The sequence below is a fragment of the Nonomuraea sp. NPDC051298 genome (genome assembly GCF_055586305.1).
This window is the reverse complement of sequence record NZ_JBVJIM010000001.1, coordinates 163,814-181,909: the sequence shown is the minus strand read 5'-3', so window position 1 is coordinate 181,909 and position 18,096 is coordinate 163,814. Positions and strand designations below refer to the sequence as shown.

The window sequence follows — 18,096 nt, the reverse complement described above, 5'->3', positions numbered from 1 at the left end:
GGGCTGCTGGACATGGGCGGCGTTGGGCCGTACGAAGGAAGCATGGAGGTCACGATCGTCGGCGCCGGGCTGGTCGGCTGCCTGCTCGCCTGCTTCCTGGCCCGCCGTGGCCACCACGTCACCCTGTACGAACGCCGCCCCGACCCCCGCGAGCAGGACCCCGACCGCGGCAGGTCGATCAACCTGGCCATGTCCGAACGCGGCATCGACGCCCTGCGCCGCCTCGGCCTCGACGGCAAGGTGCTGGACGCCGCCCTGCCCATGGCCGGCCGGGTGATGCACGCCCAGGACGGCGCGCTCACCTTCCAGCCGTACAGCGCCGACCGTACCCAGGCGATCAACTCCATCGGCCGCGCCGCGCTCAACAGGGAGCTGCTCGACGTGGCGAGCGCGCTGCCGGGCGTGGAAGTGCGCTTCAGGCACCGGCTCACCGGGCTGGACGAACGGACCGGCAGTCTGGAGTTCGAGCACGGCGAGGTGGCGGACGGGGCGCGGGTCGTGATCGGCGCCGACGGGGCGTTCAGCGCGGTACGGGCCAGGTTGCAGCAGCTCCCCGGGGTGAGCTTCAGCCAGGACTACCTCGACTACGGCTACAAGGAGCTGTCGATCCCGGCCAAGGACGGCGAGTTCGCCCTGGACCCGGGCGCGTTGCACATCTGGCCGCGCGGCCGGTCGATGATGATCGCCCTGCCGAACCGCGACCGTTCGTTCACCTGCACGCTGTTCTGGCCGCACGAGACGCTCGCCGCCCTGGACACCCTGCAGCGGATCAGCGCGTACTTCGGCGAGCACTATCCCGACGCGGTCGAGCTGATGCCCGGCCTGGCGGCGGACTTCCGCGCCAACCCCGTCGGCCACCTGGTCACCATGCGCTGCTCGCCCTGGCACGTCACCACCGAGGCGGCGACGGTCGGGCTGGTGGGCGACGCCGCGCACGCCATCGTTCCCTTCTACGGGCAGGGCGCCAACTGCGGCTTCGAGGACTGCGTCGAGCTGGACCGCTGCCTGGACGAGACCGGCGACGACTTCCCGGCGGCGCTGGCGCTGTTCGAGCGCCGCAGGGCCGACACCGACGTGATCGCCCGGCTGGCCCTGGACAACTTCGTGGAGATGCGCGACAGGGTCGGCTCCCGGGTGTTCCTGGCGGGTAAGCGGGTGGAGCACGCGCTGGAGCGGGCGCTGCCGGGTTACGTCTCGCGTTATGAGCTGGTGTCGTTCTCGACGACGCCGTACTCGCAGGCCGAACGGCGCATCGCGCGGCAGCGGCGGACCGTGGCGGCGGCCGCGGCCGGGGCGGCGCTGCTGGCACTCGGGTTCGCGGCCCGGCAGGGCCGCAGGCCCCACCGCTGACGGCCGAGCGCCGCCCGCGCGCCCAGAACTCCGGCGGGCAGGTCGCGGCGGGCCCGCGGATCAGGACGGCCGGGGCACGGGGACGGCCGGTGAGCGCGCCGGGCGAGCCCCGGAACGCGTCGCCGCCCGCTCCACGACGAGCCCGGCGAAGCGGCCGGTCACCCGCCGCCAGACCGGCGTGGACACCGGCTCGTCGGCCACCGCCCGCGCGTACACCTCGTCGGGGTCGAAGCCCTCGGCCCGCCACTCACGGACGCGCGCGGGCAGCACCTCCGGGTGGAACTGCACGCCCCACGCCCGCTCGCCCACCCGGAACGCCTGATACGGGCAGCGCTCGGTCTCGGCCAGGTGCACCGCCCCGGCGGGCAGCCGGACGACGGCGTCCTTGTGGTGCTCGATCGCGGGCACCACGGGCGGCAGGCCGTGGAAGAGCGGGTCGGCGGCCGCCTCGGGCCTGATCGTGACGGGCAAGCTGCCGTTCTCGGGTGCGCCGTACGCGCCCCGCACCTCGCCCCCGGCCACCTCGGCGATCATCTGGCCGCCCAGGCAGATGCCGAGCAGCGGCACCCCCTCCGCCAGCGCCTGCCCGACCAGCCGCCGGGCGTCACGCAGCCACGGCGCCCGGTCGTCGTCGCCGGGCAGGTAGCCGCCGCCGAGCATGATCATGGCGTCGTGGCCGAGCCGGGCGGGCAGGGGAGCGCCCTCGTGGGCGAGCACGACGTCGAGCGCCAGCCCGGCCTCCGCCAGCCAGTCGCCCACCCGGCCGGGACCGCCGCTGCGGCTGTTCTGGACGATGAGGATGTCAGGCATCGTAGCCCTCCGCCATGAGTTCGAGAACGCGCTCGTCCACGTCTTCGACACGGGTGAGTTTGAAGTAATGCATCACCCGGCCGCCGGCCATGGGCACGGCCCTGGCGAGCAGCGGGTGCGCGACCCGCCGGGCCAGCACCAGGGCCAGGGACAGGCTGCGGGCCTTCGGGCGGATCTCGGCGAAGCGCCGCTCGCTCATCAGGAACACCCCGACCCGCACCGCGTCCTCGTGGACCGGGCCCAGCCCGTCGAGCAGGCGATCGTAGATCTCCCGGTAGACCGGCGGGTAAGGTGCGAACGTCTCCTCCACCGTACAGCCGGGCACGCACACGTGTGACTGCCGGGTCCGCGCGAACTCACGGTCGCACTGCGGGCACGCCCACCGTGTCACGGCAGGTTCGCCGCCCTGGCGGTGTGGCGCAGCAGCAGGGCGGTGGTCACCGGGCCGACGCCGCCGGGCACCGGCGTGAGCGCCCCGGCCGTCCCGGCGACCGCCTCGGCGTCGACGTCGCCGGTCAGCCCGCCGTCGGCGGTCGGGTTGGTGCCGACGTCGATCACCACCGCGCCCGGCGCCACGTGCGCGGCCCCGATCAGCCCCGCCCGGCCCGCCGCGGCGACCAGCACCTCGCCCTGGGCGGTGACGGCGGCCAGATCGCGGGTGCGCGAGTGGCAGACGGTGACGGTGGCGTGCCGGTCGAGCAGCAAGTGCGCCAGCGGCTTGCCCACCACCGTGGAACGGCCGACCACCACGGCCCGCCGCCCCTCCAGCGCCACCTCGTAGTGGTCGAGCAGCGCCATCACGGCCGCCGCCGTGGCGGGCGGGAACGCGGGCAGCCCGGCGGCCAGCCGGCCGAGCGAGAGCGGGTTGGCGCCGTCGACGTCTTTGCGCGGGTCGATGGCCGTGGCCAGCTCCTGCGCCGAGGCGCCCGCGGGCAGCGGGGTCTGGAGCAGCACGCCGTGCACGTGGTCGTCGGCGCTGAGCCGGGTCAGCGTGGCCGTGATCTGCTCGGGCGCCGCCTCGGGGCCCAGGTCGACCACGTCGCAGACGATGCCGACCCCGGCCGCGGCCTTGGCGATCGAGCGGACGTACCACAGACTGGCCTCGTCGGCCGTGGCGACCACCACGGCCAGGCGCGGCTGGGGGCCGGACGCCGCCTCCGCCTGGGTGCGGTCTCTGATGGCGGCGGCCAGGGCCTTGCCCGTCAGGGTCTTCACGGCTTGATCTCCTCGCGTACCTCGGCGGTCACCCAGTCTGCCCTGGCCACGGCGGCGTCCACGCCGGAGATGCGGGTGTTCAGCTCTTCGCGTACTCGTTCGTCCTTGATGCCGCCCAGGTTGATCTCCACGTTCACCCGGGCCGTGGTGAGGGCGGCGCGGGCGGCCTCGGCCGCCGCGGCGACGTCGGTGACGACGTTGCGGTTGCCGATCGGCAGCAGCAGCTCGCACAGCTCGACCAGGCGGGCGGCCGCCTCGACCACCCTGGCGGGCGGCTCCGCCGCGCCCACCAGGGCGCGGGCGATGGCGGCGCTGCGCTCCTCGCCCTTGGGCAGCCGGTAGGCGTCGGAGACCGCGGTGAACGCCGTCGCGTCCTCCTCGATCAGCTTGAGCGTACGTGCCCGCAGGTTGTCGGTCTCGGCGATCACGGCGACCACCGTCTCGGCCTGGTCGGCGTACTTCTCCCCGGTGGTGTAGCGGGCCACCATGCCGAGCAGTGCGGCCGACTGGGCCGCGTGCAGGGCCGCCGTGGCGCCGCCGCCGGGCGCAGGCACCCGTCCGGCCAGCCCGGTCAGGAAGTCGACGATCGTCAAGTCGCGCATGACGGCATTCTGTCAGGCCACGCACGGGTCATTCGCGGTACATCGGCCGCGTGGCGTCCTCGGGGCCGCCGTGCTGCGGCAGGTACGGCGACGGCGCGGACTGCCACGACGTCTCGTACCCGTCGTATCCGTCGTAGTCGGCGGGCTCGGCCAGGCTGCGCCAGCGCGACGGGATCGCCGAGACCACCAGCAGCGCGACGCCGAGCATGAGCTGCAGCCCCGAGTACGTCAGGGTCATCAGGCCGCTACGCAGGAAGGCGGGCAGCAGGTCGTCGGGCAGGAGCCGCAGCCCGGTGGACAGCTCCACGAACGGCAGGACCCCCACGCCCGTGAACGCCAGGCCGCCCAGCAGCGAGGCCACCGGCGACAGGCGGGAGCCCGCCAGGAAGGCCAGGATGATCCCGGCGGCGGCGAGCACGCCCAGGGCGACCCACGAGATCTGGAACGCCTGCTGGGCCTGGAGGGTCAGCTCGCCCACGCCGTACCACAGCGCGACGGCGAGCAACGGAGGAAGGAGCAGCCCTGCGACCACTCCCAGAGCGTGACGGGCACCGTTAGACATGACTGAACCCCGTTTGGTTGGCTCTGTCCCAACCTACCCGCCGGCTCGCCCGGCGGGGAGTGGTCTTCGCGCCCGGCACTCGGCGCCCCGCCGGACGCCCTGCCCGGCGGCGCCTGCTCGGGTGCCGGAAAATCGGGTGCCGGAAAAAGGGTTGCTGAAAAGTCGCTGTGAAGCGGGTCCTGGGTCTTTGCCGCGAACGGCCACCCGGGCATCGTGGGCCGCATGAGATCCGCGATCCTGAAGACCGCACTCAGCGCCCTGGTGGTGGTCCTGCTCGGCGCGCTGCCGGCGCAGGCCGCGACCAGGCCCGACACGTTCTCGCTGCCGAACGGGTTCCAGCCGGAGGGCATCGCGATCGGGCCGGGGCCGTACGCCTACTTCGGCTCCCGCGCGACCGGCGACATCTACCGGGCCGACCTGCGCTCCGGCCAGGGCTCCGTGATCAGCAAGGGGCCTGGCACCCAGTCGCTCGGGCTCAAGACCGACGGGAACGGGCGGTTGTTCGTGGCCGGGGGCAACGCGGGCAACGCGCGGGTGGTGGACCTGCGTACCGGGGAGGTGCTCAAGTCGTACCAGCTCGCCACCGGCACGTCGTTCGTCAACGACGTCATCCTGATCGGGCGGGCCGCGTACTTCACCGACTCCGCCAACCCCGTCCTGTACAAGCTGGAGCTCGGCCGGGGCGGCGCGCTGCCCGACGAGGCCGTCAAGATCCCGCTCAGCGGCGCCATCCAGTACACGACCGGCAACAACGCCAACGGCATCGCGCCCAGCCCCGACAGGAAGTCGCTGCTGATCGTCCAGTCGAACACCGGCAAGCTGTTCGAGGCGGACCCGTCCTCCGGCGTCACCACCGAGGTGGACCTGGGCGGCGAGCTGCTCACCAACGGTGACGGCCTGCTGCTGGACGGCCGCACCCTGTACGCCGTCCAGAACCGCCTGAACGCCGTGGCCGTGATCGACCTGGCTCGCGACGCCGCCTCGGGCGAGGTCGTCGAGCGGCTGACCGACCCCGGGTTCGACGTCCCCACGACGGTCGCCGCCTACGGGCACCGCCTCTACCTGCCCAACGCCCGCTTCACCACCACCCCGACCCCCGACACGACCTACACCGTGGTCGCGATCAAGCCGTGACGCCCCGGCGCGCTCCTGGACGGCCGCCCGTCCCGGAGCGCGTTCGTCAGTTCCCGACCGGCGAGGCAGAGGGACGGGGCGGGTGGAGCCCTACTGCCGCGCCGGGCGCAGAGCCGCGAGGTGCTGCTCGAAGGGCACCACCGTCTCCGGCGTGTCCTCCGGCTCCTCGCGGTGGGGCGCGCGGTGCCGCAGCAAGTCGGCCAGCTCCCCGGCGGCGCGGTCCACCCGCTCGCCGAGCCCGTCGGTGAAGTCGTCCCGGCCGCCGCCCCAGTCCTCGGACGCCGCGTACACGGCGGTCGGGACGACCACCGCCCTCAGGTACGCGAACAGCGGGCGCAGCGCGTGCTCCAGCGCCAGCGAGTGCCGGGCGGTGCCCCCGGTGGCCGCGATGAGCACGGGCTTGCCCGTCAGCGCGGTGTTGTCGAGCACGTCGAAGAACGACTTGAACAGCCCGCTGTAGGAGCCGCTGAAGATCGGCGTGACCGCGATGAGCCCGTCGGCCTCGGTCACCGCCTCGACGATCGGGCGCAGCCTGCCGTTCGGGAAGCCGGTCACGAAGGCGTTGGCGATGTCCACGGCCAGGTCGCGCAGCTCGACCACCCGCACCTCCACCTCCGGCGAGGCCCCGTCCAGGGGCCCGGCCGGGGCGCCCGCCTCCAGCCGCCGCGTCACCGCTTCGGTCAGGCGGTCGGCGAGCAGACGGGTGGACGAGGGCTGGGTCAGCCCCGCCGTGACGACGACGAGCTTCATGAGGCCGGTCTCCTTCCGGGGTTGAGCGTTGCGGGGTTCGGGCTTCACGCGGGCCCGGGCTCTGTGCGGGCCCGGGCTCTGTGCGGGTCCGGGGCCTGCGACGGCCGGAGGTCAGGCGCCGACGGGGGCGCTGTCGTTCTCGGCGGTCTTGTTCGCCAGGCTGCCGGTCGCGTTCCTGGCGGCCAGCAGGGACGCGTGCGTGGGCGCGTCGGGCACCTGCTCCGGCCGGTCCTTGGCGAGTTCCTTGCGCAGCACCGGCACGACCTCCTCGCCGAGCAGGTCGAGCTGCTCCAGCACGGTCTTCAGCGGCAGGCCCGCGTGGTCCATGAGGAAGAGCTGGCGCTGGTAGTCGCCGAAGAACTCCCTGAACTCGAGGGTCCGGTCGATGACCTGCTGCGGGCTGCCCACGGTGAGCGGGGTCTCGGCCATGAACTCCTCCAGCGACGGCCCGTGCCCGTACACGGGGGCGACGTCGAAGTACGGACGGAACTCGCGGACCGCGTCCTGGGAGTTCTTACGCATGAACACCTGGCCGCCCAGGCCCACGACGGCCTGCTCGGGCGTGCCGTGGCCGTAGTGCGCGTACCGCTGGCGGTAGAGGTTGATCAGGCGCATGTAGTGCTCCTTCGGCCAGAAGATGTTGTTGGCGAAGAAACCGTCGCCGTAGTAGGCGGCCTGCTCGGCGATCTCCGGGCTGCGGATCGAGCCGTGCCAGACGAACGGCGGCACCCCGTCCAGCGGGCGCGGAGTGCTGGTGAAGCCCTGCAGCGGCGTGCGGAAGCTGCCCTCGAAGTCGACGACGTCCTCGCGCCACAGCCGGTGCAGCAGCGCGTAGTTCTCGATGGCCAGCGGGATGCCCTGCCTGATGTCCTGGCCGAACCACGGGTAGACCGGGCCGGTGTTGCCGCGGCCCAGCGTGAGGTCCACCCGGCCGTCCGCCAGGTGCTGCAGCATGGCGAAGTCCTCGGCGATCTTCACCGGGTCGTTGGTGGTGATCAGCGTGGTGGCGGTGGACAACTGCAGGCGCCGCGTCCTGGCCGCGATGTAGCCGAGCATCGTGGTCGGGGAGGAGGGCACGAAGGGCGGGTTGTGGTGCTCGCCCGTCGCGAACACGTCGAGGCCCACCTCCTCCGCCTTGAGCGCGATCGTCACCATCGCCTTGATCCGCTCGTGCTCGGTCGGGGCGGTGCCGTTGGTGGGGTCGGTGGTGACGTCGCCCACGCTGAAGATTCCGAACTGCACTTTAGTCACCATCCATGACTGTTGAATCTTTGACGGCTACCGTAGCACCAGTGGGCCGCGAGATATTCCATCATCGGGCATACCCGTCACTGCCTGGGCTTCCAGCCCTGCCGGGTCAGCGATGGCGGGCGCGGAAGGCCGCAGCCTTGGCGCGGTTGCCGCATCCGCGCATGTCGCACCACCGGCGGGTGCGCCGGTGCGAGGCGTCCACGTACAGGCGGGTGCAGGAGGTGGCCTCGCACTCGCGGATGAGCCCGGCCTGCGGCCCGCCCAGCAGTCCGGCGGCGGCGCGGGCGGTGCTGGAGAGCGCGGCCCGCAGATCGCCGCCGCGCTCCAGGCCGTGCTCGCCGAGCCGTACGCTCGCCGGCGCGTGCCCGGCGGCCCTGTTGAGGGTCTCGCGATCGGCCGCCCCGAACGCCGTGCCCGTACGCGCCGCGGACGCCAGCCGGTAGATCGCCTCCCGCAGCGCCACCGCCTCGTCCAGGTCGTCGCCCACGACGGGCGCGACGTCGAGCAGTCCGGCCTCGACCGTCCAGCGGGGAACGGCCCTGGGCCTCATCGGCACCACGTTGTTCGCCGTCGGGTTCCTGACCCCGCTGCTCATCCCGGTGGCCCTCGACCACGCCACCTGGACGGCGGTCTGGGCCCTGGCGGGCGCCGCCTCGCTCCTGGCCGTCCCGCTGGCCCCGGCCGGGCGGGTCAGAGCGCGTTGAGGTCCTCGGGGCCGAGGACGCGCTTGGGCGCGCCCCGCTCGGCGACCGTGATCATCGCCTGCCCGATCCGCTCGGTCGTGGTCACCTGCCCGGCGGCCAACCGCCGCAGCACCGGGTAGAGCGGCCGGATCACGAGGTAGGCCAGCCGGTAGAGCCGCGTACGCGAGGTGACGCCGTACATGGGCTGGACGTAGCCGGGGCGGAACACGTACGCCTCCAGGGGCAGCGCCAGCAGCGCGTTCTCGGTCATGCCCTTGACCCTGGCCCACATCGCCCTGCCCTGCTCGTCGGCGCCGACGCCGGACACGTACACGAACGTCGAGCCGGGGCTCAGCCGCGCCAGCGTCCTGGCCACGGACAGCGTGTAGTCGTAGGTGATCCGCCGGTAGTCGGCCTCGCCCATCCCGGCCGAGGAGACCCCCAGGCAGAAGAAGCACGCGTCGTGGCCGCGTAGGTCGTCCTCGATCGCCGACAGGTCGAGCAGGTCGTCGTGCAGGACCTCGCGCAGCTTGGGATGCGCGACGCCGGTGGCCGAGCGCCCGGCCGCGAGCACGGCCGTCACCCGGTCGTCGAGCAGGCACTCCCTGAGCACCCCCCGCCCGATCATTCCGGTCGCCCCGAACAGGATCACCTTCACCCGTCCATCATCCAACGGATCGCGCCAGGTCACGCACCGCCTCGGCGAGGCGCGCACGGGCGAGTTCGGGAACGGTGAGGCCGCGTGCCGAGATGCCGATGGCCCACTGCGTGCCCGGCACGACCGCGCCCGCGCAGGCCACCTCGTCCCTGAACTGCCCGTGCTCCTCCACGACCTGTCCCGGCCGTAAGCCCGACAGCTCCTCCTCGACGTCCTCGACGCTGACGGGGGTCGTGGGGGTGAAGCGGCGCAGGCCGTACTCGGTGAGGATGCCGCGCCGGATGTGGGGCGGGAGCGAGAGCAGCAGCGCCTTGCCGAGCGCGGTGGCGTGCGGGGCGGTCTCCAGGCCCGCCTGCAGGTCCTCCAGCCAGGGTGAACGCGGCCCCTCCGCCACGTCCAGCACGAGCAGCCGCGAGTCGGCGAGCTGGGCCAGGTAGGCGGTGTGCCCGGATTCGGCGGCCAGTTGACGCAGCACCGCCGCGGCCTGGGGAGGCCGCTCGAACGCCTCGGCCATCTCGTGGAAGCGCGCCGCCACCTGCGGGCCGGGCAGGTAGTCGCCGTCGGGCCGCCGGTGCAGGTACCCCTCGTAGCACAGGGTCCGGACCAGGTGGTAGGAGGTGGACAGGTTCAGTTCGCAGCGGCGGGCGATGACCTTGACGGACAGGGGCCGGCCGGCCCGCGACACCTCCTCCAGCACGCGAAGGGCGCGGGAGACGCTGCGGATCAGATCGCTGGGTGGTTCGCCGGTCATCCACCAAGCATGTGCGCTATCTGAAATCCGGACGCCTACCCCGGGCGGCACACCCGTCCGACGATGAGGCCATGCCGGAGATACCGCAGTGGGCCAGTCAGGCGTTGTCCGGGGTGTACGACCCGTGCTGCAGGGAGAAGGGCATCTCGGTCGTGGAGATGGGCCTGGTCCGGTCGGTCGAGGTGGACGGGGGACGGGCCCGGGTGGAGCTGCTGCTGACCTCGGGCTGGTGCCCGTTCGCCGCCCGGGTGCTCACCGAGGTGCGCGACCGCATCGAGGAGCAGCCCGGCATCCGCGAGGCGGAGGTCGAGGTCGTCTGGGACGAGGTGTGGACCGTGGACCGTCTCTCTCCCCGGGCGGCCCGCCTGCTCCGCTTCCTGCCCGCCCCGGCCGACGTACCGGACAGAGAGACCTATCTCAAGGAGAGATCCGGCCCCAGGGAGGAACCGGGCACATGATCGACGACTTCTTCGTGTTCGACAGCGTGGCCCACGTCTTCAACTTCGAGCCCGGGAACGCCTTCGGCCCGGCGGGCCAGATGTTCTCCAACCACCTGTACGCCTTCCACACCACCCTCACCCCTGAGGGCGAGACCAAGCTGCCGCCCGAGGAGTTCCTGCGGCGGTGGACGATCGACGACATCCGCCGGATGGTCTTCGACGAGTCGGACACCGACATGCTGGTCGCCATGCCGCTGCCGCTCACCGACCTCTACCACGACGGCCTGTCACCCTGGCGGCAGTGCGCGGAGCTGGCCGCCCGCGACCCCGACCGGACGATCTTCTGGGGCACGGTCAACCCCCTGGAGGGCCGCAAGGCGCTCGACCTCATGGAACGCCAGGTGGGGGAGTACAACGCGCGCGCGTTCAAGCTGTACAACGTCCGCTACGACTACGGCTCGCCGTACCCGTGGCGCATGGATGACCCGAGGGTGGCCTTCCCGATCTTCGAGAAGGCCAGGGAGCTGGGAGTCAACCTGATCGGCGTGCACAAGGGCGTCCCGCTGGGCCCGCAGCCGATCGAGCACACGCAGACGTGGGACATGGACGGCGCCGCCGCCAACTTCCCCGACCTCAACTTCGTCATCTTCCACGTCGGCCTGCCGTTCCTGGACGAGACCTGCTGGCAGCTCATCCGCTACCCCAACCTGTACGCCGACCTCGCGGCCACGATCAACTTCATCGTCAGGGCGCCCAGGATGTTCGCCGAGATCATCGGCAAACTGCTCTTCTGGTGCGGCGAAGACAAGATCATCTACGGCTCGGAGGCACCGATCTTCCATCCGCAGTGGGCGCTGAGGGCGTTCAGGGACTTCACGATCCCGCAGGACCTGTGCGACGGCTACGGCTACCCGCAGCTCACCGACCAGGCCAAGCGCAAGATCCTCGGCGGGAACCTGCTCCGCCTGCACGGCCTCGGCCCGGCGAGCGGCCGGTAGCGGCCGGTAGCGGCCGGTAGCGGCCGGTAGCGGCCCGACGACGGCAACGGCCCGCCACGATCGGCCCGCGCTTCACCGGGCGGTGCGCCAGCTCTGCTCCTCCACCAGCTCGACGCTGCGCCAGCCGCCGGGCGTGCGCCGCAGGCGGTGGTGATACCAGCCACCGCCGTGCAGGAACCCTTCGGTACGCGCGGCCACCATCTCGCGCGTCGGCGCCAGGGTGTCGGTGAAGGGGGCGCTCACCCTGGCCTGGCCGTCCGCGAAGTCGATACGGGCGGCGCCCACGAGGTGCAGCCGCCCCGGCCAGTGCGCCAGCATCTCGGCCAGCCACGCCTTGACCTCGTCGCGGGTGCCCCTGATGCCGCCCGACGAGCTGTAGTCGATGACCGCGTTCGGGCTAAACACCTCGTCGAGCAGCTCCCACCGGCCGGAGTCGATGGCGTGGGTGTAGCGGCCCAGCAGGTCGATGATCTCCAACCGGTCGGCGATCTCCAGAGCGTCCATGTGCCGATCGTCACCCAGAACCGCCACTCGACCAAGCCACCCTGGCCAGGGAGGACCAGGACGCCGGAACGCCGCGCGGCCACGCAGGAGCGCCGCCTGTTCAGCCGGTGCCCAGAGCGCGGCGCAGCGTGGTGACGGCCTGGGTGATGGCGGCCTCGGCGGCGTGGGTGCCGCGCAGGGCGTTGAGCATCACGAAGTCGTGGATGATGCCCTGGTAGCGGACGGCGGTGACCGGGACGCCGGCCTCGCGGAGCTTGCCCGCGTAGGCTTCGCCCTCGTCGCGCAGGACGTCGGCCTCGGCGGTGATGACCAGGGCCGGGGGCAGACCCGCGAGCTGCTCGGTGGTGGCGCGCAGCGGGGAGGCGGTGATCTGGGCCCGCTCGCTCTCGTCGGTCGTGTACTGGTCCCAGAACCACCGCATGGCGTCGCGCCGCAGGAAGTAGCCGGTGGCGAACTCGTGGTAGGAGCCGGTGTCGAAGGCGGCGTCGGTGACCGGGTAGAAGAGGACCTGTTGCACCAGGGGGACGTCGCCGCGCTCCTTGGCCATCAGGGTCAGCGCGGCGGTCATGTTGCCGCCGACGGAGTCGCCGGCCACGGCGATGCGGGCGGCATCCAGGTTCTCGGCGGCGCCGTCGGTGACGATCCACCGGGTGACGGCGTAGTTCTGCTCGATGGCGACCGGGTAGCGGGCTTCGGGGGACAGGTCGTACTCGGGGAAGACGACGGCGGCCCGGGCGCCGACGGCCAGTTCGCGGACCAGCCGGTCGTGGGTGTGGGCGTTGCCGAAGACCCATCCGGCGCCGTGGAGGTAGACGATCACCGGCAGCACGCCCTGGGCGTCGGCAGGGCGGACGATGCGGGCCCTGACCGATCCGGTGGGGCCGCCGGGGACGGTCACCCACTCCGCGGCGATGTCCGGCTTGCTGATCTCGCCGGACTGGACCTCGTTGACGGCCTTGCGGCCTTCGATCGGACCCAGGTCGAACAGGTACGGCGGGTTCGCGGTGGCCTCGGCGGCGGGCTCCAGCACCGGGCGGGCGGCGGTCTCGGACATGGCGGCACTCCTCGAGGGTGGTGGCGGTGGCCGGCGGGCGATCGCCGTCCGGCTGGTGCGCTCGCTGCGCGGGGTTCGTGGGCCGTCGGGGTCAGCCGCCGACGGGGTACCGGCTGGTGATCGCGACGCGGTTGAAGACGTTCATCACGGTCACCAGCCAGGCGACTGCCGAGACCTGGTCCGGCGTGAGCACGGCCGCGGCGGCGGCCTGTTCCGCCTCCGCCGGCAGGGCGACGAGGGCCGGTAGGCGGCCGGGTGCCGCCTGCCGATGTCGACGCGTCGCGTGGTGGTCATCGTTGCTTCGATTCGCGATCGGGGCGGGCGTCGTGGGCCTCGAGCCCGTCTTCGGTGACGCGGATGATCGTCTTACCGTGGACGCGCGTGGCGGGGGCGAACGCGATGGGTGCTTCGGCGAGTGGCCGCACGGCGCCGACGATCGGCTTGAGCCGTCCGTCCCTCAGCCGGGTGGCGAGGTCGGTGAGGCGGGCGCGGTCGGGTTCGACCACGAAGAAGACGGCCCGCCCGTCGGTGGGGCGGATCCTGGGCGGCTCGGCGATGGTGACGAGTGTGCCGCCGGCGCGTACCAGGGCGGCCGAGCGGTCGAGGATGTCCCCGCCGATCACGTCGAACACGACATCGACCGCGCCGGCGTCCTCCAGCCTCTCGGTCTCCAGGTCGAGAAAGGCGTCGACGCCGAGTGCGAGCACCCTGTCCCGGTCGCCGGACCGGCCGGTGCCGATGACCCGGGCGCCGGCCTCGCGGGCGAGCTGCACCGCGATCGAGCCGACGCCGCCGCCGGCGCCGTGGACCAGGACGCTCTGGCCCGTGGTGAGGCGGCCGTGGTCGAACAGGCCCTGCCAGGCGGTCAGCCCGGAGATGGGCAGCGCGGCGGCCACCGTGTGGTCGACGTCCGCCGGCAACGGCGCGAGGTTGCGGGCCTCCACCGCGGTGTACTCGGCGAGCGTGCCGTCGCGGGCCCAGTCGGTGAGGCCGAACACCCGCTGGCCGACGCTCAGGCCGGTGGTGCCGAACCCCAGCTCTTCGACGACACCCGACAGCTCGTGCCCGACCACGCTCGGCGTCCGGTCGCGGCCCGCGCGATCGGTCCAGGTGCCCGGCCAGTCCAGCTCTCCGGGGGTGAAGCCCGCGGCGTGCACCCGCACGATGACGTCGTTCTCGGCCGCGTGCGGGTAGGGCACGTCCGACAGGGACAGCCCGGCGAGACCGGCGTCACGGTCCTGAACAGTGATGGCTTGCATGACAGTCCTTACCTGGTGGGACTTCGGCGGACGCACCCGTCCCGTTCGCGTTCTCATCAGGGAGACGAGGTGACCCCTCGGGACGTGACGGCTCAGACGTGAGAAAGTTTGTCCGGGTTGATGACCCGGCGGTACGTGGTGATGAGACCGTCGGTGATCTGCACCGTGTCCACGGAGTAGACCCGGCCCGCCCGGTGGAAGACGAGAGCCGGCTCGCCGCCGACCTCGACGAGGTCGATCCGGTCCGGACGCCACTGGCGCCCCACGCGTACCATCACCTCGGCCACGCGCTCGCCACCGTGGATGAGCTTGCGCGCCGCCGCGGCCCTGCCGCCGCCGTCGGTGACGTAGACGGCGTCCGGGTGCAGGAGCCTGACCAGGCCGGCCAGGTCCCCGGCCTCGTACGCGGCCCGGAAGATCGCGAGCACCTGTTCACGCTCCGCCCTCGGCGCCTGCGGCGTGGACTGCTTCGCCTCGGCCACCCGCCGCCGCGCCCGTGAGGCGAGCTGCCGGGCACCCGGCACGGAGACGGCCAGCACCTCGGCGATCCGGTCGAACCCGAGACCGAAGACATCGTGCAGGACGAAGGCCACCCGCTCGGGCGGGCTCAGCTCCTCCATGATCAGCAGCATCGCCGAACCGACGGACCCGTCGACCAGGACCGGCTCCGACGCGTCCGGCCCCGTCAACAGCGGTTCAGGCAACCACGGCCCGACGTAGCTCTCGCGGCGGAAGCGGGCGCTCCTGAGGAGGTCGTACGACCGGCGCGCGGCCACCGTGACCAGCCAGGCCCGCAGATCACCGACGTCCCGCAGATCCGCTCCGGCCGCCCGCAGCCACACGTCCTGGGCCACGTCCTCGGCATCGGCCACACTCCCCAGCAGCCGGTAGGCCACCCCGAAGACCGCGGGCCGATGCGTTCCCCACTCGGCCCCGAGCACGTCCTCCCGCTCAGACGGCCCGGACGGCCGCCCGTTGCCCATACCCACGTGACCTCCTCCGGCGTGCGGATCCACAGTAGCCACGCGGATTCGTCGTGCACTGTGCGCCGCGCGGCCACCGGTCCGTCCGCAGGCACCGCCGGGAACGGCCCCGGCAGACGGGTTGGCTGAGCGTGGCGCCTCGGGACGCCAAGAAGCCCCGGACTCTCGGCGCGTATGCCGTGAGCCGGGGCCCGGATCTCCCTGAGAAAGGGAGGTGGTGGACGATACTGGGAGTCTGCCGATTCGGAGCAAAAGCCCTAATTTGTCGGGGGTTTGGTGTCGACTGGGTCAATTCGGAAGAGCCGTCGACCAAACTGCACCTTCTAGCGGTTGGATGTGGGCCGCGAAAGGTGGCAGGAACCGGGCGCGCGGGGCTCGTCTAGGGAACGCAGTCGCCTTGGTCGTGGATGGAGAACGCCTTGATGCACCCGAGCATGCCGTACTGGGTCCGCTTGTCACGGACGATCCAGACGAGTTCGGGAACGTGGACGGCTGCGGGGCGGGCCGTCTTGCTGGTGCCCACTACGCCCTCCGTTGCTTGGAGAGCCTTTCGGCCAGTTCGTCGAGGTTCCCGGCGGCCATGCTGTTCACCCCCGCGTTCTGTGCGACCAGCAGGCCCACGCGTTGTGGCTGGGCTGCTGGGACGACTTCCACCCTGGTGGGCTGCGGCTCGTTGTCTGCCCCGACGCTCGGCAGCTCGATCATGTAGCTACCGGAGCGTTCCCCGACGGATACCGTCGCGACCTTCCATCCGGCGTTGGCGAAGATGATGAGCTGCGGCGGATGCCAGAGCGTTTCGGTGCTGCCGTAGGGCTTGATTTCGCATCGGCCGGCACGACGCTTGATCAATTGCGCGTGGATACCGCGTGCCGTCAGGTGTGTGATGACGCGGTTGAGGGCAGCGTTCTGGGCTGTCGCCGCCTCCTCCGAGATCGGCTGACAGAGCAGGTCAGCGTCCGAATCTGTGGTGTGTGTGCCCGCCATGCCCTCGACGGTAGAAGCCCAGATCGGGGGTTATCTACGGCGATTCACGTAGTCGCATGAACCCAGTCGAGATCTCTGCCAACAGCGCCCGCGCGTGGTCATCCCAGAGAGCGTGATCTCCAAAGTAGGAGAACAGTGTCTGGTAGTGCGCGATGTCCTTCGGGTCGCGCAAAACGATCTGGCCGGTGAACGTCTCCACGGTGGCCAAAGAGTCGTCATACACCGTGAAGGTGTTCATCGGCCCCACGGCCACATCACGTCCATAGGGCAAGACGGCTACCTTCACATTTGGGAACCGCGAGAGCGAGATAAGCCGGTCAACCTGTAGGGCCATGACCGGGGCGGGACAGAGTTGCCACCGTATGGCTTGCTCGGTGAGCAGGAACTCGAAGCGCTTGGCCTGGTTCTGTAGAACGACCTGTCTCTCCAACTTGAGGGCGATAGCCCGTGACGTGTCGCCTTGCGCGGGCTCCACAGGCATGTCCATTGCGGCCCTCATGTATTCCGGCGTCTGGAGTAGGCCAGTCACGAGAGCCGGCAGGAAGTACCGCATCCGCGTGGCGTTCGCTTCCAGGGCCGCAAGCTCACGCTGCCGGTGGTGAAGTCCCCGGCGTACCGATGCCCGGATGTCTCGGAACTCTGTGTTGGCGACCCTGGCTAGGTCGAGAAGCCCGTTGGCGGTCGCCCGGTCCACCCTGAGCGCTTGGAGCATGCGCTCCACGTCCACGACGGACGGGAGGGCCTTTCCGCTTTCGATGCGGGACACCTTGGACTGGCTCATGTTGCAGCGTCGGGCCAGCCTTGCACCGGACAGGCCCGCTGCTCTTCGCAGGTCGCGGAGCGCTTCCGCTAGGCGTTGCCGGTCTTCGCCGGCCTGCTGTGGATCGACCTTCACACGCTGACGTACTCCGGGAGCGGCACGGCCTGAGCGAGCGCCCGCCGCTTGCGTTCGATGAACGGGGCCGGGTCTATCCTCTCCAAGAGTTCCCGGCCAGCCTGGGTTCCGTCTTCCCGATAGTGCATGAGCACCACTCGGGCGTCATCGAACAACCAGAAGTCCTGCACATCCGATACCGGATTCTCTGTGTCGGTCACATCGAGAATCCGGATGTCCTCCCCAGCCGCAAGACTGAGCGGGTAGAACGCGAATTGGAACCGCTGATACTCCGTGAGAGGCCGGGTCAGCACACGGACGCGCGCGACGCTGCGGCCCGTCGCCCGGAAGCGCCGGACACGAACGAACCACGGATCATCAGGGGGCACGTCCAAGTGCCCTGTTTTCTGCCACTCGCGGAACTCGGTGTCCTCTTCGGGAACGCCGTAGGCAGGGAGGGTTTCCAGCCGGAAGGCGTCGTGTTGGAAGGCGTCAAAGAACGCCTTCCAGTCGTCACCCTCCAAGCGCACGGAACGCCTTCCGTAGAAGTTCCTCCGGGATCTCCACAATCGCCTCTCCGGCCGGGGTCGCCTGGCTTACGAGGTGATCGCCTTGCACGGCGATCGTTCCCCGGTTGGTTCGGTAGACGGTTGGACAATCATCCCGATTGCAGTCCTGATCACCGCCGGCGATTCTCGTTAGCCTCAGGTCATCCATGCGTTGAACCTCCAGGTCGATGCGTGAACGTGACTTGGACGCTAGGCAGGCAACTGATCTAGGTCAAGGTCTATGCACGTCCCTGCATAAGCACAGGAGGAAGGATGGCCAGCACGAGGTCAGCACACTGCCGACGAATGAGCCTGAGCAACGCCGAACAACAAGAAGCCCCAGACTCACGAACTAGGCCGTGAGCTGGGGCTTTGCCTTGTATTTGACCAGGTCAGACCTGGTCTGCTACGAAGCCTGGTGGACGATACTGGGATTGAACCAGTGACCTCTTCCGTGTCAGGGAAGCGCTCTCCCGCTGAGCTAATCGTCCTTGCAGAGGTGGCGACGGGATTTGAACCCGTGTGGACGGCTTTGCAGGCCGCTGCCTCGCCTCTCGGCCACGCCACCGAGCCGGAAGCTCCGAGCGGAAGACGGGATTCGAACCCGCGACCCTCACCTTGGCAAGGTGATGCTCTACCACTGAGCCACTTCCGCGTACGCCTCGTTCGCAAACTCGGGGCGACGA

The 18,096-nt window shown here is 71.0% G+C and carries 23 protein-coding genes and 3 tRNA genes; 5 read left to right on the top strand and 21 right to left on the bottom strand.

Going from position 1 to position 18,096, the window contains the following annotated elements; translation table 11 throughout:
* The first annotated feature begins 42 nt into the window (after window positions 1-42).
* Window positions 43-1,350: an FAD-dependent oxidoreductase gene (locus ACZ6S0_RS00830; protein WP_465912512.1), complete on the top strand. Its 1,308-nt coding sequence runs from the start codon at window positions 43-45 to the stop codon at window positions 1,348-1,350.
* Window positions 1,351-1,410: 60 nt separating this feature from the next.
* Here ACZ6S0_RS00830 and ACZ6S0_RS00825 read toward each other — a convergent pair whose 3' ends face one another.
* The 5 genes from ACZ6S0_RS00825 to ACZ6S0_RS00805 are packed head-to-tail and all read right to left on the bottom strand — an operon-like array spanning window position 1,411 to window position 4,509.
* Complete coding sequence (locus ACZ6S0_RS00825) at window positions 1,411-2,160, bottom strand: type 1 glutamine amidotransferase (protein ID WP_465912510.1); 750 nt, start codon at window positions 2,158-2,160, stop codon at window positions 1,411-1,413.
* Window positions 2,153-2,551: a DUF5655 domain-containing protein gene (locus ACZ6S0_RS00820; protein ID WP_465912508.1), complete on the bottom strand. Its 399-nt coding sequence runs from the start codon at window positions 2,549-2,551 to the stop codon at window positions 2,153-2,155. Before ACZ6S0_RS00820 ends, ACZ6S0_RS00825 begins: the two co-directional genes overlap by 8 nt.
* A complete protein-coding gene (locus ACZ6S0_RS00815) occupies window positions 2,548-3,375 on the bottom strand; it encodes a bifunctional 5,10-methylenetetrahydrofolate dehydrogenase/5,10-methenyltetrahydrofolate cyclohydrolase (RefSeq protein ID WP_465912506.1) in 828 nt (275 codons plus the stop codon). Before ACZ6S0_RS00815 ends, ACZ6S0_RS00820 begins: the two co-directional genes overlap by 4 nt.
* Window positions 3,372-3,977 carry a cyclodeaminase/cyclohydrolase family protein gene (locus tag ACZ6S0_RS00810; protein ID WP_465912504.1) on the bottom strand — a complete coding sequence of 202 codons (606 nt, stop codon included), beginning with the start codon at window positions 3,975-3,977 and terminating at the stop codon, window positions 3,372-3,374. The genes ACZ6S0_RS00815 and ACZ6S0_RS00810 overlap by 4 nt, the downstream gene beginning before the upstream one ends.
* Window positions 3,978-4,005: 28 nt before the next feature.
* Window positions 4,006-4,509 carry a hypothetical protein gene (locus ACZ6S0_RS00805; RefSeq protein ID WP_465912502.1) on the bottom strand — a complete coding sequence of 168 codons (504 nt, stop codon included), beginning with the start codon at window positions 4,507-4,509 and terminating at the stop codon, window positions 4,006-4,008.
* 252 nt (window positions 4,510-4,761) lie between these two features.
* On the opposite strand from ACZ6S0_RS00805, the gene ACZ6S0_RS00800 reads away from it, so the two are divergent.
* Window positions 4,762-5,673: an SMP-30/gluconolactonase/LRE family protein gene (locus tag ACZ6S0_RS00800; protein WP_465912500.1), complete on the top strand. Its 912-nt coding sequence runs from the start codon at window positions 4,762-4,764 to the stop codon at window positions 5,671-5,673.
* Between the two features lie 90 nt (window positions 5,674-5,763).
* On the opposite strand, the gene ACZ6S0_RS00795 is transcribed toward ACZ6S0_RS00800, so the two are convergent.
* From ACZ6S0_RS00795 to ACZ6S0_RS00785, 3 genes are all read right to left on the bottom strand, one after another.
* Complete coding sequence (locus ACZ6S0_RS00795; protein WP_465912498.1) at window positions 5,764-6,423, bottom strand: FMN reductase; 660 nt, start codon at window positions 6,421-6,423, stop codon at window positions 5,764-5,766.
* Between the two features lie 111 nt (window positions 6,424-6,534).
* Entirely contained in the window at window positions 6,535-7,665 is a 1,131-nt protein-coding gene (locus ACZ6S0_RS00790) for an LLM class flavin-dependent oxidoreductase (RefSeq protein WP_465912496.1), read from the bottom strand.
* 115 nt (window positions 7,666-7,780) lie between these two features.
* On the bottom strand, window positions 7,781-8,224 hold the full coding sequence (locus ACZ6S0_RS00785; RefSeq protein ID WP_465912493.1) for a CGNR zinc finger domain-containing protein: 444 nt from the start codon (window positions 8,222-8,224) through the stop codon (window positions 7,781-7,783).
* Window positions 8,225-8,234: 10 nt separating this feature from the next.
* Here ACZ6S0_RS00785 and ACZ6S0_RS00780 point away from each other — a divergent pair, with 10 nt between their 5' ends.
* Window positions 8,235-8,378, top strand: a complete 144-nt coding sequence (locus tag ACZ6S0_RS00780) for a hypothetical protein (RefSeq protein WP_465912489.1) — start codon at window positions 8,235-8,237, stop codon at window positions 8,376-8,378.
* On the opposite strand, the gene ACZ6S0_RS00775 is transcribed toward ACZ6S0_RS00780, so the two are convergent.
* Together ACZ6S0_RS00775 and ACZ6S0_RS00770 are read right to left on the bottom strand one after the other, a co-directional pair.
* Complete coding sequence (locus ACZ6S0_RS00775; protein ID WP_465912487.1) at window positions 8,365-9,015, bottom strand: NAD(P)H-binding protein; 651 nt, start codon at window positions 9,013-9,015, stop codon at window positions 8,365-8,367. The two genes, ACZ6S0_RS00780 and ACZ6S0_RS00775, sit on opposite strands and share 14 nt — an antisense overlap.
* A gap of 7 nt (window positions 9,016-9,022) precedes the next feature.
* Window positions 9,023-9,766: an IclR family transcriptional regulator gene (locus tag ACZ6S0_RS00770; protein WP_465912486.1), complete on the bottom strand. Its 744-nt coding sequence runs from the start codon at window positions 9,764-9,766 to the stop codon at window positions 9,023-9,025.
* A gap of 71 nt (window positions 9,767-9,837) precedes the next feature.
* Here ACZ6S0_RS00770 and ACZ6S0_RS00765 point away from each other — a divergent pair, with 71 nt between their 5' ends.
* Entirely contained in the window at window positions 9,838-10,224 is a 387-nt protein-coding gene (locus ACZ6S0_RS00765) for a metal-sulfur cluster assembly factor (RefSeq protein ID WP_465912484.1), read from the top strand.
* On the top strand, window positions 10,221-11,204 hold the full coding sequence (locus ACZ6S0_RS00760; protein WP_465912482.1) for an amidohydrolase family protein: 984 nt from the start codon (window positions 10,221-10,223) through the stop codon (window positions 11,202-11,204). Before ACZ6S0_RS00765 ends, ACZ6S0_RS00760 begins: the two co-directional genes overlap by 4 nt.
* Before the next feature lie 72 nt (window positions 11,205-11,276).
* Here ACZ6S0_RS00760 and ACZ6S0_RS00755 read toward each other — a convergent pair whose 3' ends face one another.
* From ACZ6S0_RS00755 to ACZ6S0_RS00705, 11 genes are all read right to left on the bottom strand, one after another.
* Window positions 11,277-11,708, bottom strand: a complete 432-nt coding sequence (locus ACZ6S0_RS00755; protein ID WP_465912480.1) for a nuclear transport factor 2 family protein — start codon at window positions 11,706-11,708, stop codon at window positions 11,277-11,279.
* 100 nt (window positions 11,709-11,808) lie between these two features.
* Window positions 11,809-12,762: an alpha/beta hydrolase gene (locus ACZ6S0_RS00750; RefSeq protein ID WP_465912478.1), complete on the bottom strand. Its 954-nt coding sequence runs from the start codon at window positions 12,760-12,762 to the stop codon at window positions 11,809-11,811.
* Window positions 12,763-13,052: 290 nt separating this feature from the next.
* On the bottom strand, window positions 13,053-14,021 hold the full coding sequence (locus ACZ6S0_RS00745) for an NADP-dependent oxidoreductase (RefSeq protein ID WP_465912476.1): 969 nt from the start codon (window positions 14,019-14,021) through the stop codon (window positions 13,053-13,055).
* Between the two features lie 92 nt (window positions 14,022-14,113).
* Complete coding sequence (sigJ, locus tag ACZ6S0_RS00740; RefSeq protein ID WP_465913358.1) at window positions 14,114-15,004, bottom strand: RNA polymerase sigma factor SigJ; 891 nt, start codon at window positions 15,002-15,004, stop codon at window positions 14,114-14,116.
* Window positions 15,005-15,383: 379 nt separating this feature from the next.
* Window positions 15,384-15,527: a hypothetical protein gene (locus ACZ6S0_RS00735; protein ID WP_465912474.1), complete on the bottom strand. Its 144-nt coding sequence runs from the start codon at window positions 15,525-15,527 to the stop codon at window positions 15,384-15,386.
* Window positions 15,527-15,988 (bottom strand): hypothetical protein, encoded by a 462-nt coding sequence (locus ACZ6S0_RS00730; RefSeq protein ID WP_465912472.1) that lies wholly within the window; start codon window positions 15,986-15,988, stop codon window positions 15,527-15,529. The genes ACZ6S0_RS00735 and ACZ6S0_RS00730 overlap by 1 nt, the downstream gene beginning before the upstream one ends.
* 34 nt (window positions 15,989-16,022) lie before the next feature.
* Window positions 16,023-16,883, bottom strand: a complete 861-nt coding sequence (locus tag ACZ6S0_RS00725) for a helix-turn-helix domain-containing protein (RefSeq protein WP_465912470.1) — start codon at window positions 16,881-16,883, stop codon at window positions 16,023-16,025.
* Window positions 16,880-17,392, bottom strand: a complete 513-nt coding sequence (locus ACZ6S0_RS00720) for a DUF6879 family protein (RefSeq protein WP_465912468.1) — start codon at window positions 17,390-17,392, stop codon at window positions 16,880-16,882. Before ACZ6S0_RS00720 ends, ACZ6S0_RS00725 begins: the two co-directional genes overlap by 4 nt.
* Before the next feature lie 434 nt (window positions 17,393-17,826).
* Window positions 17,827-17,901 (bottom strand) — tRNA-Val (locus ACZ6S0_RS00715).
* A 6-nt stretch (window positions 17,902-17,907) separates the two neighbouring features.
* Window positions 17,908-17,978: transfer RNA gene (locus ACZ6S0_RS00710), tRNA-Cys, on the bottom strand.
* 15 nt (window positions 17,979-17,993) lie between these two features.
* Window positions 17,994-18,065 (bottom strand) — tRNA-Gly (locus tag ACZ6S0_RS00705).
* Window positions 18,066-18,096 lie beyond the last annotated feature (31 nt).

Coding starts and splice junctions, on each gene's coding strand:
- ACZ6S0_RS00825 (WP_465912510.1), bottom strand. CDS start 2,160: ATGCCTGACATCCTCATCGTCCAGAACAGCCGCAGCGGCGGTCCCGGC.
- ACZ6S0_RS00755 (WP_465912480.1), bottom strand. CDS start 11,708: ATGGACGCTCTGGAGATCGCCGACCGGTTGGAGATCATCGACCTGCTG.
- ACZ6S0_RS00785 (WP_465912493.1), bottom strand. CDS start 8,224: ATGAGGCCCAGGGCCGTTCCCCGCTGGACGGTCGAGGCCGGACTGCTC.
- ACZ6S0_RS00730 (WP_465912472.1), bottom strand. CDS start 15,988: ATGGCGGGCACACACACCACAGATTCGGACGCTGACCTGCTCTGTCAG.
- ACZ6S0_RS00765 (WP_465912484.1), top strand. CDS start 9,838: ATGCCGGAGATACCGCAGTGGGCCAGTCAGGCGTTGTCCGGGGTGTAC.
- ACZ6S0_RS00750 (WP_465912478.1), bottom strand. CDS start 12,762: ATGTCCGAGACCGCCGCCCGCCCGGTGCTGGAGCCCGCCGCCGAGGCC.
- ACZ6S0_RS00760 (WP_465912482.1), top strand. CDS start 10,221: ATGATCGACGACTTCTTCGTGTTCGACAGCGTGGCCCACGTCTTCAAC.
- sigJ (WP_465913358.1), bottom strand. CDS start 15,004: ATGGGCAACGGGCGGCCGTCCGGGCCGTCTGAGCGGGAGGACGTGCTC.
- ACZ6S0_RS00800 (WP_465912500.1), top strand. CDS start 4,762: ATGAGATCCGCGATCCTGAAGACCGCACTCAGCGCCCTGGTGGTGGTC.
- ACZ6S0_RS00830 (WP_465912512.1), top strand. CDS start 43: ATGGAGGTCACGATCGTCGGCGCCGGGCTGGTCGGCTGCCTGCTCGCC.
- ACZ6S0_RS00770 (WP_465912486.1), bottom strand. CDS start 9,766: ATGACCGGCGAACCACCCAGCGATCTGATCCGCAGCGTCTCCCGCGCC.
- ACZ6S0_RS00745 (WP_465912476.1), bottom strand. CDS start 14,021: ATGCAAGCCATCACTGTTCAGGACCGTGACGCCGGTCTCGCCGGGCTG.
- ACZ6S0_RS00810 (WP_465912504.1), bottom strand. CDS start 3,977: ATGCGCGACTTGACGATCGTCGACTTCCTGACCGGGCTGGCCGGACGG.
- ACZ6S0_RS00795 (WP_465912498.1), bottom strand. CDS start 6,423: ATGAAGCTCGTCGTCGTCACGGCGGGGCTGACCCAGCCCTCGTCCACC.